Origin of the sequence: Achromobacter sp. ACM01, from assembly GCF_014851745.1 — a bacterium.
GTDB classification, from domain to species: Bacteria; Pseudomonadota; Gammaproteobacteria; order Burkholderiales; family Burkholderiaceae_B; genus Achromobacter; species Achromobacter aegrifaciens.
Map to the genome: position 1 here is coordinate 1,077,632 of NZ_JACVAF010000003.1, position 12,680 is coordinate 1,090,311.

11 protein-coding genes are annotated in these 12,680 nt (G+C 66.6%); 7 read left to right on the forward strand and 4 right to left on the reverse strand.

Translation table 11 applies throughout. The features are described 5' to 3' along the window. Position 1: 1 nt before the first annotated feature. Positions 2 to 964, forward strand: a complete 963-nt coding sequence (locus IB268_RS19735) for a nitronate monooxygenase family protein (RefSeq protein ID WP_125473202.1) — start codon at positions 2 to 4, stop codon at positions 962 to 964. Here the strand turns inward: IB268_RS19735 and IB268_RS19740 are convergent. Then, positions 961 to 1,956, reverse strand: coding sequence for a tripartite tricarboxylate transporter substrate binding protein (locus IB268_RS19740; RefSeq protein ID WP_192354666.1), 996 nt, complete (start codon positions 1,954 to 1,956; stop codon positions 961 to 963). The two genes, IB268_RS19735 and IB268_RS19740, sit on opposite strands and share 4 nt — an antisense overlap. A gap of 128 nt (positions 1,957 to 2,084) precedes the next feature. Next, positions 2,085 to 2,984, reverse strand: a complete 900-nt coding sequence (locus IB268_RS19745) for a LysR family transcriptional regulator (RefSeq protein ID WP_054457503.1) — start codon at positions 2,982 to 2,984, stop codon at positions 2,085 to 2,087. Between the two features lie 149 nt (positions 2,985 to 3,133). On the opposite strand from IB268_RS19745, the gene IB268_RS19750 reads away from it, so the two are divergent. Genes IB268_RS19750 through IB268_RS19760 form a run of 3 tightly spaced genes read left to right on the forward strand, consistent with a single transcriptional unit; the run spans position 3,134 to position 6,148 of the window. Beyond that, the gene (locus IB268_RS19750; protein ID WP_054457509.1) at positions 3,134 to 4,048 is read left to right on the forward strand and encodes an SDR family NAD(P)-dependent oxidoreductase; all 915 of its coding nucleotides are present in this window, start codon (positions 3,134 to 3,136) and stop codon (positions 4,046 to 4,048) included. 7 nt (positions 4,049 to 4,055) lie between these two features. Continuing rightward, positions 4,056 to 4,916, forward strand: coding sequence for a MaoC family dehydratase (locus IB268_RS19755; protein WP_192354667.1), 861 nt, complete (start codon positions 4,056 to 4,058; stop codon positions 4,914 to 4,916). Continuing rightward, positions 4,913 to 6,148 carry a CaiB/BaiF CoA-transferase family protein gene (locus IB268_RS19760; RefSeq protein ID WP_192354668.1) on the forward strand — a complete coding sequence of 412 codons (1,236 nt, stop codon included), beginning with the start codon at positions 4,913 to 4,915 and terminating at the stop codon, positions 6,146 to 6,148. The genes IB268_RS19755 and IB268_RS19760 overlap by 4 nt, the downstream gene beginning before the upstream one ends. A 213-nt stretch (positions 6,149 to 6,361) precedes the next feature. Here IB268_RS19760 and IB268_RS19765 read toward each other — a convergent pair whose 3' ends face one another. Together IB268_RS19765 and IB268_RS19770 are read right to left on the reverse strand one after the other, a co-directional pair. Next, complete coding sequence (locus IB268_RS19765) at positions 6,362 to 7,885, reverse strand: fumarate hydratase (RefSeq protein ID WP_054457515.1); 1,524 nt, start codon at positions 7,883 to 7,885, stop codon at positions 6,362 to 6,364. Between the two features lie 161 nt (positions 7,886 to 8,046). Next, a complete protein-coding gene (locus IB268_RS19770; RefSeq protein WP_054457517.1) occupies positions 8,047 to 8,814 on the reverse strand; it encodes a crotonase/enoyl-CoA hydratase family protein in 768 nt (255 codons plus the stop codon). Positions 8,815 to 9,090: 276 nt separating this feature from the next. On the opposite strand from IB268_RS19770, the gene glyQ reads away from it, so the two are divergent. From glyQ to gmhB, 3 genes are read left to right on the forward strand one after another with little or no spacing between them, the layout of a single operon-like run. Next, positions 9,091 to 10,002 (forward strand): glycine--tRNA ligase subunit alpha, encoded by a 912-nt coding sequence (gene glyQ, locus IB268_RS19775; protein WP_025136700.1) that lies wholly within the window; start codon positions 9,091 to 9,093, stop codon positions 10,000 to 10,002. After that, entirely contained in the window at positions 10,003 to 12,141 is a 2,139-nt protein-coding gene (gene glyS, locus IB268_RS19780; protein WP_192354669.1) for a glycine--tRNA ligase subunit beta, read from the forward strand. Continuing rightward, a complete protein-coding gene (gene gmhB, locus IB268_RS19785) occupies positions 12,138 to 12,677 on the forward strand; it encodes a D-glycero-beta-D-manno-heptose 1,7-bisphosphate 7-phosphatase (protein ID WP_054457520.1) in 540 nt (179 codons plus the stop codon). Before glyS ends, gmhB begins: the two co-directional genes overlap by 4 nt. The last annotated feature ends 3 nt before the right edge of the window (positions 12,678 to 12,680 follow it).

The following is a 12,680-nucleotide window of genomic DNA, read 5'->3' on the forward strand; positions in this document are numbered from 1 at the left end:
GATGAATCCCCCGCTCGCGCTGCACGCCCACACCCGCCTCCCCGTCATCGGCGCCCCCATGTTCCTGGTCTCCGGACCGGACCTGGTGGTGGCGCAATGCGCGGCGGGGATCATCGGCACCTTTCCGTCGCTCAACGCCCGTCCGCAGGAGCAGCTGCACGACTGGCTCACGCGCATCGAGAACGGCCTGGCCGCGAAGCGCCAGGCCGCACCCGACGCGCAAATCGCGCCCTATGGCGTCAACCTGATCGTCCACCCCAGCAATCCGCGTTGGCAGGGCGATCTGGCCATCTGCGCCGAGCGCCGCGTGCCGCTCATCATCACCTCGCTGCATGCCCCCGAAGCCGTGGTGGCCGCCGCGCACGGCTATGGCGGGCTGGTATTCCATGACGTCACCAATGTGCGGCACGCCAAGCGCGCGCTGGACGCCGGGGTCGACGGCCTGATCCTGGTGGCGGCGGGCGCAGGCGGCCATGCAGGGCAGATCAGCCCATTCGCGCTGGTCAACGAGATCCGCGCCTTCTACGACGGCCCGCTGGCGCTGTCCGGCTGCATCAGCCACGGCAAGGACATTTTGGCCGCGCAGGTGCTGGGCTGCGACTTCGCCTACATGGGTACACGCTTCATCGCGACGCAGGAATCGCTGGCCGGCGACGCCTATCGCGAAATGGTGCTGCAGGCGCAGGCGGCAGACGTGACCTACACGCCCTACTTCTCGGGCGTACCCGCGAACTACCTGTCGGCCAGCATCCGGGCAGCCGGCCTGGATCCCCTGGAGCTTGCCAGGAACGGCGTGGCCCCGCCCGCGAACATGGACAAGAGTTCGCGGCCCAAGGCCTGGAAGGATGTGTGGAGCGCGGGCCAGGGCGTGGGCGCGGCGCAGGAAATCCTGCCTGCCGCGATGCTGGTGGATCAGCTGGAATCCGAATATCTCGCCGCGCGCGAAGCCCTGCGCCGGCTTTAGTCCAGCCTGATGTTGGCGGTCTTGATGACGTCGCGCCATTTCGCGATTTCATCGCGGACGAACTCGCCAAACTGTTCTGGGGTGCCGGGCTTGGGCTCGGCGCCTGCGGCGATCATGCCCTGCGCGGTGGCCTGGTCAGACAGAACCTTCACGAGATCCGCATTCACGCGTTTCACGATGTCGGGCGGGGTGCCTTTGGGCGCCATCACGCCGCTCCACGAGTATGCCTCGTAGCCTGGCAGACCGGACTCGGCGATGGTAGGCACGTCGGGCAGCATGCTGGAACGCGTGGGATTGCCTACCCCCAGCGCACGCACCTTGCCGCCCTTCAGATGCGGCACGGCGGATGGACCGTCGGCGAACATCACCTGCACCTGTCCGCCCAGCAGGTCTTGCATGGCGGGCGCGCTGCCGCGGTAGGGCACGTGCTGGATGCGCACGCCGGCCATGGCGTTGAACAACTCGCCGGCCAGGTGCGTGCCGCCGCCCGTGCCTGACGAGCTGAACGACAGCTTGCCCGGATTGGCCTTGGCATAGGCGATCAGCTCGCTGACCGAATTCACGGGCAGCGTCGCGTTCACCACCAGCACGATGGGAAACACCGCCGCCATGCCGACCGGCACGAAGTCCCGCGTAATGTCGTAGCTCAGATTGCCGCGCAGGCTGGGCAGCACCGCATGGTGGATGGAGGCAAAAAAATAGTTGTAGCCGTCGGGCTCGGACTTGGCCGCGAACTGCGCGCCCACGATGCCGCCAGCGCCCGACTTGTTGTCGACCACCGTGGGCACCGACCACAGCTGTCCCAGCGGCTGCGTGGTGAAGCGCGCGGTCGTGTCCACGGGGCCGCCCGCAGGAAACGGCACGATGAAGTTCACGGCATGCGCCGGCCAGGCGGCGGCGCGGGCCATCTTGGGGAACAGCGCGGGCAGCGCGGCGGCGGCGCACGCGGCGCCCAGCCGCGCAACGGCGCGGCGGCGTAGTAGATCGGTCACGGCAGTCTCCTGGTTCTCGGTTTTATGGGCGGCCAAGCTCTAGGACTGCTGCCTGACGCCTTTTTTATTATTTGCCGAACCTGCGGAGTCACCGCTACATATTTGCAAAAGCCCCTCTTCGGAACGCGCTACAGGCCGCGGGCCGCACGCTGCACATGTTCGATGAAGCATTCCGCGAAACTGGGCAGGTCGCGGCCGCGCTGGCGGCACAGCAGACGGTCGCGCAATGCCCAGGGGTCATCCAGCTTGAGCACGTGCAGCGCATCCGGACGGCTGTAGCGCGCCGCGCAGGCGCGCGGCACCACCGCGATCCCCGCGCCCGCCTCCACCATGCGGCACACGGCCTCGAAGCTGCCCACGTGCACGCGCTGGCAGATGCGCTTGCCCAGGCCGCTGGCAATATCTTCCAGGAAGGTCTGGATGGCGCTATCGGGGTGGATGCCGACGAACTGGTAGGCATCGACCAAGTCGGCGAAATGCGCGGACTCCGTGGCCGCCAGGGGGTGGTCCAGCGACGTGACCACGGTGAGTTCATCGCGGAACAGCGGCGTGACGTCCAGGCCCGACACGTCGATATTGCCCGCCACCAGCCCCAGGTCTCCCTGGCCTGCGCGTATGGCGATGACGATATCGCCAGATATTTTTTCCTCCAGCTCCACGTCCACGTCAGGGTTTTCCGCAAGAAACGTGGACAAGGCGTCGGCCAGGAACGAATTGGTGGCCGTGGTGTTGGCCAGCAGGCGCAGGCGTCCCTTCAGGCCGCTGGCATAGGGCTGCAGGTCCGCGTTCAGGCATTCCAGCTGGCGGAACACGGCGTTCGCATGCTTGAGCAGCACCTCGCCCGCCGGCGTCAGCGCCACGCCCGTGGCCATGCGCACCAGTAGCCGGGCCTTGAAGGCCTCTTCCATGTTCTTCACCCGCGCGCTTGCCGCCGGCAGGGACAGGAAGGTGCGTTCCGCAGCCCGGGTCAGATTGAGTGTTTCCCCCACGTTCAGAAACAAACGCAGGTCCGTCAGATCGTGTCTCATGTTCCACCACGCAGAAGGGGGGCATATCTAATTTTGAATTCTTCGCATGCCTCGTCGAATCTACCATGGTGCATCCCCTCGAACCAGAGCGTTCGATGCGGAACTGTTTTCCACACGGCGCGCGCGCCGCAGCACAGGAGTCAGCTTCAATGAGCGGCATAGTTTCCGGAAAAGTGGTGATCGTGACTGGCGCGGGCGGCGGCATCGGCCGCAGCATTGCACTGGCCATGGCGCAGGCCGGCGCCAAGGTGGTGGTGAACGACATCGGCGTATCGCTCACCGGCGAAGGCGGCGCGGATGGCCCCGCGCAAGCGGTCGTCAAGGAGATCGTCGCGGCGGGCGGCCAGGCCGTCGCCAACACCGACAGCGTGGCCGCGTACGACAGCGCCAGCCGCTGCGTGCAGACGGCAATCGACGCCTTCGGCCGCATCGATGCCGTGGTCAACAATGCCGGCAATCTGCGCGACCGGGTTTTCCACAAGATGAGCGAAGAGGAATGGAGTCAGGTGCTGGGCGTGCACCTGAACGGCTCCTTCTTCATGAGTCGCGCGGCGGCGCCCTACTTTCGCGAACAGGAGTCCGGCGCGTTCGTGCACATGACCTCCACGTCCGGACTGATCGGAAACTTTGGCCAGGCCAACTACGCGGCGGCCAAGCTGGGCATCGTGGCCCTGTCGAAATCCATCGCGCTGGACATGGCGCGCTACAACGTGCGCTCCAACTGCATTGCGCCGTTCGCATGGAGCCGCATGACCAGCTCCATTCCCGCCGAAACCGACGAAGAAAAAGCCCGCGTCGAAAAGCTGAAGAAAATGGAAGCCGGCAAGGTCGCGCCCATGGCCGTGTATCTGGCCAGCGACGCGGCCAGCGAGGTCACCGCGCAGATCTTCGCGGTGCGCGCCAACGAGATCATGCTGATGAGCCAGCCGCGCCCGCTGCGCACCGTGCACCACGGCGAAGGCTGGACGCCCGAGCGCATCGCCGAGATCGCCGTGCCCGCCATGCGCAAGCACTTCTACGCGTTGGAGCGTTCGCCTGACGTCATCGACTGGGATCCCATCTGAGGCCGCCATGCCCCTGGACTACGCAACCGTGAAGAACTGGCGCTTCGACGAAATCCGCCAGCGCTACGACGAAAAAGACACCATGCTGTACGCCCTGGGCATAGGCCTGGGGCAAGACCCCGAAGACGCCGGCCAGTTGCGCTACGTGTACGAAAAAGGCTTGCAATCCTTCCCCACCATGAGCGTGGTGCTGGGCTATCCGGGCTTCTGGGTCCAGGATCCGCGCGCCGGCATCGACTGGGTACGCGTGGTCCACGGAGAACAACGGCTGACCATGCATGCGCCCCTGCCGGCGGCGGGCGTGGTCATCGGCAGAAGCCGCAACACGCACGTGATCGACAAGGGCGCCGACAAGGGCGCCATCATCATCACCGAACGCACCCTGCACGGCGAAGACGGCGCCTGCCTGGCCACTCTGCGCCAAAGCACCTTCTGCCGCGGCGACGGCGGCTTCGGACAGGGAGATGACAGCCCCGCCGCCCTGCCCGCAGCGCCCGACGGCGCCCCTGACCTGAGCTGCGAAATCCGCATCCCCGCCAGCGCCGCCCTGCTGTACCGACTGAACGCCGACCGCAATCCGCTGCACGCAGACCCCGAGGTCGCACGCGCGGCCGGCTACCCCAAACCCATCCTGCACGGACTGTGCTCCTACGGCGTAGTCGCGCACGCCATCGTCAAATGCTGCTGCGGCTACGACGCCTCGCGCCTGGTCAGCCTGAACACGCGCTTCTCGGCGCCGGTCTATCCCGGCGAAACCCTGCAGTGCGACATCTGGCGCCTGCCCGACGGCCAGCTCCGCTTCCAGGCCCGTGCGCAGGAACGCGGCGTGGTGGTCATGAGCCACGGCACCGCGGAGCTGAAGCCATGAACCGCCCGCCCGCATTGACCGGCATCCGCGTACTGGACCTGTCGCGCATCCTGGCCGGCCCCTGGTGCACGCAGAACCTCGCCGACCTGGGCGCCGACGTCATCAAGATCGAACGCCCGCGCGTCGGCGACGACACCCGCGCCTGGGGCCCGCCGTTCCTCAAGGACGGCGCGGGCCAAGACACCGAGGAATCCGCCTACTACCTCAGCGCCAACCGCAACAAGCGTTCCGTCGAAGCCGACATGGCCACGCCCGCAGGCGCCGCGCTGATCCGCGAACTGGCGGCCGCCAGCGACATCCTGGTCGAAAACTTCAAGGTGGGCGGCCTCGCCAAGTACGGCCTGGACTACGACAGCCTGAAGCAGATCAACCCGCGCCTGATCTATTGCTCCGTCACAGGCTTCGGCCAGGACGGCCCCTACGCGCAGCGCCCCGGCTACGACTTCATGATCCAGGGCATGGGCGGCCTGATGAGCATCACCGGCGAACGCGACGACCTGCCCGGCGGCGGTCCGCAAAAAGCCGGCGTGGCGGTCACCGACATCGTCACCGGCATGTACGCCACCGTGGCCATCCTGGCCGCCCTGCAGGAACGCCACAACAGCGGCCTGGGCCAGCACCTGGACATCGCCCTGCTGGACAGCCACGTCGCCCTGCTGGCCAACCAGAACTCGAACTACTTCAACTCCGGCGTGGCGCCCCAGCGCGCCGGCAACGCCCACCAGAACGTCGTGCCCTACCAGGTGTTCGCCGCCAGCGACGGCCACCTGATCGTGGCCACAGGCAATGAATCGCAGTACCGCGCATACTGCCGCGCCATCGGCGCACCCGAACTGGGCGACGACCCGCGCTTCGCCACCAACCGCATGCGCCTGGCCAACCGCGAGCTGCTGGTCGGCCTGCTGACCGAGATCATGCGCCAGGGCCAGCGCGACGACTGGATCGCCAAGCTCGAGGCCGTGGGCGTGCCCTGCGGACCGATCAACGATATCGCCCAGGCCCAGGCGCATCCGCAAGCGCTGGCACGTCAGCTGCGCCGCGATATGCCGCATCCGGCGGGCGGCATGGCGGCGGTGACAGCCAGCCCGTTGCGGCTATCGGCCTCGCCGGTGGAATACCGTCGCGCGCCGCCGCTGCTGGGGGAACATACGGAGGAAGTGCTGCGGGAGGTGCTGGGGAAGACGCAAGTAGAGATCGCCGTGTTTCGCGAGGGATTAAAGACGACGAACTGACGCGGGCCGCGCCTACAGCGAAGACTCCAGTCACAGGACGACGATGAGCCCCACACGCCACTCACCGCATGCGCGCTAGCGGCCACCACAGCAATCAAATAAATCACGTATGTCATTATTGGCCGCCCGGGCGGCCTACGAAGCACTAAGCACTAAAGCCAAAAAAAACGGCCACCAGTCCCCTGGCAGCCGTTTTTCTCACAGCCTACGGAATCAAGCCACAGCGACAGGAATCTTCCCGATCTTGGCCTGCCATTCCTTGGGCCCCGTGGTATGGACAGAGGTACCCTGAGCGTCAACCGCCACAGTCACCGGCATGTCCTTCACGTCGAACTCGTAGATGGCTTCCATGCCCAGGTCCGCAAAACCCAGCACCTTCGCGCCACGGATAGCCTTCGACACCAGGTAAGCCGCGCCACCCACCGCCATCAGATAAGCCGAGTTGTGCTTCTTGATGGATTCGATAGCCACCGGACCGCGCTCCGACTTGCCGATCATCGCGATCAGGCCCGTCTGCTCCAGCATCATGTCCGTGAACTTATCCATGCGCGTAGCGGTAGTGGGACCCGCCGGGCCGACCACTTCGTCGCGCACCGGATCCACCGGACCCACGTAGTAAATGACGCGATTCTTGAAATCCACCGGCAGCGGCTCGCCCTTGGCCAGCATGTCCTGGATACGCTTGTGCGCCGCATCGCGGCCCGTCAACATCTTGCCCGACAGCAGCAGCGTCTGGCCCGGCTTCCAGCTGGCCACTTCTTCCTTGGTCAGCGTATTCAGGTCCACCTGCTTGGACTTGTTGTAGTCCGGCGCCCAGTGCACTTCCGGCCACTCCGACAGCGACGGCGGATCCAGGCGAGCGGGGCCCGAGCCGTCCAGTTCGAAGTGCGCGTGGCGCGTCGCCGCACAGTTCGGGATCATCGCCACGGGCTTGGACGCCGCGTGCGTCGGGAACGTGCTGATCTTGACGTCCAGCACCGTCGTCAAACCGCCCAGGCCCTGCGCGCCGATACCCAGCGCGTTGACCTTCTCATACAGCTCGATACGCAGCTCTTCCAGCTTGTTCTGCGGACCGCGGGCCAGCAGCTCGTACATGTCGATGTCTTCCATCAACGACTGCTTCGCCATCAGCATGGCCTTCTCGGCCGTGCCGCCGACGCCGATGCCCAGCATGCCCGGCGGGCACCAGCCCGCGCCCATCGTCGGCACCGTCTTCAGCACCCAGTCCACCAGCGAATCGCTCGGATTCAGCATCGCGAACTTCGACTTGTTTTCCGAACCGCCGCCCTTCGAAGCGACTTGCACGTCGACCTTGTCGCCCGGGACAAGCTCGACGTGCAGGATACAGGGCGTGTTGTCGCGCGTGTTCTTGCGCGCAAACAGCGGATCGTCCAGCACCGAGGCGCGCAAAGGATTGTCCGGGTTCAGATAGCCGCGGCGCACGCCTTCGTCACAGAGTTCCTGCAGCGTGCGCTTGGTCTCGAAACGCACGCCCATGCCGACCTTCAGGAACACGTTGACGATGCCCGTGTCCTGGCACAGCGGACGCTTGCCCTCGGCGCACATGCGCGAGTTGGTCAGGATCTGCGCCATCGCGTCGCGCGCGGCGGGGCTTTCCTCGCGCTCGTAGGCGCGGGCCAGGTGACGGATGTAGTCGACCGGGTGGTAGTAGCTGATGAACTGGATGCCATCGGCTATCGACTGGATGAAGTCTTCTTCTTTGATGATGACTGACATGGCGATATCGGGTCTAGATGAAAAACGTGAAAACGCGGCCGGCGTGACTCGCCCGCCGCGATGGAGAAAGAACTATTTTTGCCGCCGGGCCGCCCCAAGGCAAACAGCGCCCCCCTCGGGGGGGCAGCTAGCCCCGCAGGGGCGCGGCGTGGGGGCATTTCCTATTTGCCTTGCCAGACCGGTTTGCGCTTCTCGGCGAAGGCGGTCGCGCCTTCCTTGGCGTCGGCGGACGAAAAGATGTGCGCAATCAGCGGACGCTGCTGGTCGAACATGCTGGCCTGGTCCCAGTCGCCCGACTGCGCCACGATGCTCTTGGCGGTCTGCACCGCCAGCGGGCCGTTCTCGACGATGGCGCGGGCCAGTTCCAGAGCGCCCGCCAGGGCGGCGCCCGGCTCGGTGATGCGGTTGACCAGCCCGAAGGAGTGGGCGCGCTCGGCCGTCAACATTTCGCCGGTCAGGATCACTTCCATGGCGATGTGGTACGGCAGGCGGCGCGGCAGGCGCAGCATGCCGCCAGCGCCCGCCACCAGGCCGCGCTTGACTTCAGGCAGGCCGAACTTGGCGTTGCTGGCGGCCACGATCAGGTCGGAAGCCAGCGCCATTTCGCAGCCGCCGGCCAGCGCATAGCCTTCCACCGCCGCGATCAGCGGCTTCTTGGGCGGCCGCTCGTTCAGGCCCGCGAAGCCGCGGCCTTCCACGTAGGGACGCTGCCCCGACTTGGCGAAAGCCTTCAGGTCCATGCCCGACGAGAACGTGCCGCCGCCGCCCGTCAGGATGCCGATGCGGATGTCGTCGCGGCTGTCCAGCTGGTCCAGCGCCGCGGCCATGGCCTGCGCGGTCTCCAGGTTGATGGCGTTCTTGGCCTCGGGACGGTTGATCGTGATGATCTGGATGCCGTCGGTGACTTCTACCTTGATCAGGTCTGACATGGGACTGCTCCTTCCGGGAATTCTCGGAATCAGGTTCCGGGTTTTATATAAGACTTGGTACGCAACCTGGAATCATACGATCATTGGTTTCCAGGCGCAGCGACAGGCCCGCGGGGCGTCCACCAGCGGCACACTGTCCCCCTGCGAACCGCCCCGAAGGCCCAGATGTAACCGTCCGCCCGGCATTCGGGAACCGGACCGCCCCAGGCCAGTTAAAATGTCGGGTTTCCCACGCCCAGGGCAAGCCTTGCCCGGCGGCCGAATTCCAAGAATCCTATGCTCACCTTTCAGCAAATCATCCTTACGCTCCAGGAATACTGGGACAAGCAGGGTTGCGCCCTGCTGCAACCCTACGACATGGAAGTCGGCGCCGGCACCTCGCATACCGCCACGTTCCTGCGCGCGATCGGCCCGGAGCCCTGGCGCGCCGCCTACGTGCAGCCCTCGCGCCGCCCCAAGGACGGCCGCTACGGCGAAAACCCCAACCGCCTGCAACACTATTATCAGTACCAGGTCGTGTTGAAGCCCGCGCCTCCGGAAATCCTGGACCTGTACATCGGTTCGCTCAAGGCGTTGGGCATCGACCCCACCCAGCACGACATCCGCTTCGTAGAGGACGACTGGGAGAACCCCACCCTCGGCGCCTGGGGCCTGGGCTGGGAAGTCTGGCTGAACGGCATGGAAGTCACCCAGTTCACCTACTTCCAGCAAGTGGGCGGCCTGGACTGCACGCCGACCACCGGCGAAATCACCTACGGCCTGGAACGCCTGGCCATGTACCTGCAGGACGTGCAAAGCGTGTACGACCTGGTCTGGACCGAAGGCGCCAACGGCAACCGCGTGCTGTATCGCGACGTGTTCCACCAGAACGAAGTGGAACAGTCCACCTACAACTTCGAGCATTCGTCGGCCGAGATGCTGTTCTCGCACTTCAATGACTACGAAGCCGAGGCCAAGCGCCTGATGGACGTGCCGCTGGCGCTGCCCGCCTACGAGGCCGCGCTGAAGGCCGCGCACACGTTCAACATGCTGGACGCGCGCGGCGCGATCAGCGTCACCGAGCGCGCCGCCTACATCGGCCGCATCCGCAACCTGTCGCGCGCCGTCGCGCAGGCCTACTACGATTCCCGCGAACGACTGGGCTTTCCCATGCTGGGCCGCGACAAGGCCGCCGGGGAGGCTGCATAAATGACGACGAACATCCGCCCGCTGCTGGTCGAACTGCTGACCGAAGAACTCCCGCCCAAGGCCCTGCAGAAGCTGGGCCAGGCCTTTGCCGAAGGCGTGCGCGCCACGCTGGAGCGCCACGGCCTGCTGGCCGCCGGCTGCGCCGCAACCGCGTATTCGACGCCGCGCCGCCTGGCCGTGCACCTGTCCGCCGTGCTGGCTCAGGCGCCCGACCAGCCCTATGCCGAAAAGCTGATGCCGGTGAAGATCGGCCTGACCGAAGACGGCCAGGCCACGCCCGCGCTGCAGAAGAAGCTGGCCGCCAAGGGCCTTGAGAACATCGACCTGTCGACCCTGGAACGTGAATCCGACGGCAAGCAGGACTACCTGGTCGCGCGCGGCACCGCTCCCGGCGCCCAGCTGGCCGCCGGCCTGCAGGAAGGCATCGACGCCGCCATCAACGGCCTGCCCATTCCCAAGGTCATGCGCTACCAATTGGCCGACGGCGTCACCACCGTCAAGTTCGTGCGTCCGGCGCACGGCCTGGTCGCGCTGTTCGGCGCCGACGTGGTGCCGGTGTCCGCGCTGGGCCTGGCCGCCGGCCGCGACACGCTGGGCCACCGCTTCATGAGCGCGGGCCCCGTGTCCTTCGCCGACGCCGACGCCTACGCCGCCACCCTGGCCGAAAAGGGCCGCGTGGTGGCCTCGTTCGAAGGTCGCCGCGACGAGATCCAGCGCCAGTTGCTGGACCATGCCGGCCGCCTGAACGCCACCCTGGGCGACGATCCCGAAGTGGCCGCACTGCTGGACGAAGTCACGGCCCTGGTCGAACACCCCACCGTCTACGTGGGCCAGTTCGAAGAGCAGTTCCTGCAAGTGCCGCAGGAATGCCTGATCCTGACCATGCGGCTGAACCAGAAATACTTCCCGCTGTTCGATCCGGCTACCGGCCGCCTGACGCACCGCTTCCTGATCGTCAGCAACATGCACACCGACAATCCGGTGAACATCGTTGAAGGGAACCAGCGCGTGGTGCGCCCGCGCCTGGCCGATGCGCAGTTCTTCTTCGAAACCGACCGCAAGACGCCGCTGGCGGCGCGCGTCGAACAACTGGGCTCGATCGTCTACCACAACAAGCTGGGCACCCAGCTGGAACGCGTGGAACGCGTGCGCGCCATCGCCCGCGGCGTGGCCGAGCAACTGGGCGGCGACGTCTCCGCCGCCGACCGCGCGGCCATGCTGGCCAAGGCCGACCTGGGCTCGAACATGGTGGGCGAATTCCCCGAGCTGCAAGGCGTCATGGGCGCCTACTACGCGGCCGGCGACGGCGAGCCCGACAGCGTGGTGCAGGCCCTGCGCACGCAGTACCGCAACCGCTACGACGCGCCCGTCACCGCCGACACGCTGACCGCGGCCACCCTGTTCATCGCCGAGCGCGTGGAAACCATGGTCGGCATCTGGGCCATCGGCCTGGCGCCCACCGGCGAGCGCGACCCCTTCGGCCTGCGCCGCGCCGCGCTGGGCCTGATCAGCGCCTTCGAACAACTGGCCGCAGGCGGCTGGCTCAAGATCAGCGAGGCCGGCCCCCTGTCGCTGGACGGCCTGCTGGAACTGGCCGCGGGGACCTTCCCCGCCGGCAAGATCCCCGCCGACACGCTGGCCGAAGTCCGCGCCTTCATCTACGAACGCTACCGCAACCAGCTCATCAACGACTTCGACCGCAATGCCGTCGAAGCCGTGATCGCGCTGACCCCGCCGTTGCACCAGGTGGCCGAGCGCGTGCGCGCGGCCGCCGCCTTTGCGCAGCTGCCCGAGGCCGCCAGCCTGGCCGCCGCCAACAAGCGCATCGGCAACCTGCTCAAGAAGGCCGAAGGCGAGATCGGCGCGGTGAACGATGCCGCGCTCGTGGAACCGGCTGAAAAGGCCCTGGCCGCCGCCGTTTCCGCGCTGCGCCCGAAGGCCGAGGCGCAACTGGCCGCGGGCGACTTCGCCGGCAGCCTGAGCACGCTGGCCCAGGTCCGCGAAGCCGTGGACGCCTTCTTTGCCGACGTCATGGTCATGGCCGAAGACCCGGCCGTGCGCGCCAACCGGCTGGCCCTGCTGGGCCAGTTGCATGGCCTGATGAACCAGGTCGCTGACATCTCCAGGCTGGCACAGTGAAACTCATCATCCTAGACCGCGACGGCGTCATCAATCAGGACAGCGATTCGTTCGTCAAGAATCCGGACGAATGGATCGCCCTGCCCGGCAGCCTGCAGGCCATCGCCCGGCTGACGCAGGCGGGCTGGAAGGTGGTGGTCGCCACCAACCAGTCGGGCCTGGCGCGCGGCCTGTTCGACATGGACACCCTGACGGCCATCCATACCAAGATGCGCCGCGAACTGGCCGCCGCTGGCGGCAGTATCGACGCGGTCTTCATGTGCCCACACGGCCCCGATGACAATTGCTCCTGCCGCAAGCCCAAGCCCGGCATGTTCGAACAGATCGGACACCGCTACGACGTCGACCTGGCTGGCGTGCCGGCGGTGGGCGATTCGCTGCGCGACCTGCAGGCCTCGTCGTCGGTCGGCTGCTCGCCCTGGCTGGTGCTGACCGGCAACGGCAAGAAAACGCTGGCCAAGGGCGGTTTGCCTGACAACACCCGCGTCTGCGACGACCTGTCGGCCGTGGTCGACGCGCTGCTGCAGGACCATTGATCC

Coding starts and splice junctions, on each gene's coding strand:
- IB268_RS19735 (WP_125473202.1), top strand. CDS start 2: ATGAATCCCCCGCTCGCGCTGCACGCCCACACCCGCCTCCCCGTCATC.
- IB268_RS19745 (WP_054457503.1), bottom strand. CDS start 2,984: ATGAGACACGATCTGACGGACCTGCGTTTGTTTCTGAACGTGGGGGAA.
- IB268_RS19750 (WP_054457509.1), top strand. CDS start 3,134: ATGAGCGGCATAGTTTCCGGAAAAGTGGTGATCGTGACTGGCGCGGGC.
- IB268_RS19755 (WP_192354667.1), top strand. CDS start 4,056: ATGCCCCTGGACTACGCAACCGTGAAGAACTGGCGCTTCGACGAAATC.
- IB268_RS19760 (WP_192354668.1), top strand. CDS start 4,913: ATGAACCGCCCGCCCGCATTGACCGGCATCCGCGTACTGGACCTGTCG.
- IB268_RS19765 (WP_054457515.1), bottom strand. CDS start 7,885: ATGTCAGTCATCATCAAAGAAGAAGACTTCATCCAGTCGATAGCCGAT.
- IB268_RS19770 (WP_054457517.1), bottom strand. CDS start 8,814: ATGTCAGACCTGATCAAGGTAGAAGTCACCGACGGCATCCAGATCATC.
- glyQ (WP_025136700.1), top strand. CDS start 9,091: ATGCTCACCTTTCAGCAAATCATCCTTACGCTCCAGGAATACTGGGAC.
- glyS (WP_192354669.1), top strand. CDS start 10,003: ATGACGACGAACATCCGCCCGCTGCTGGTCGAACTGCTGACCGAAGAA.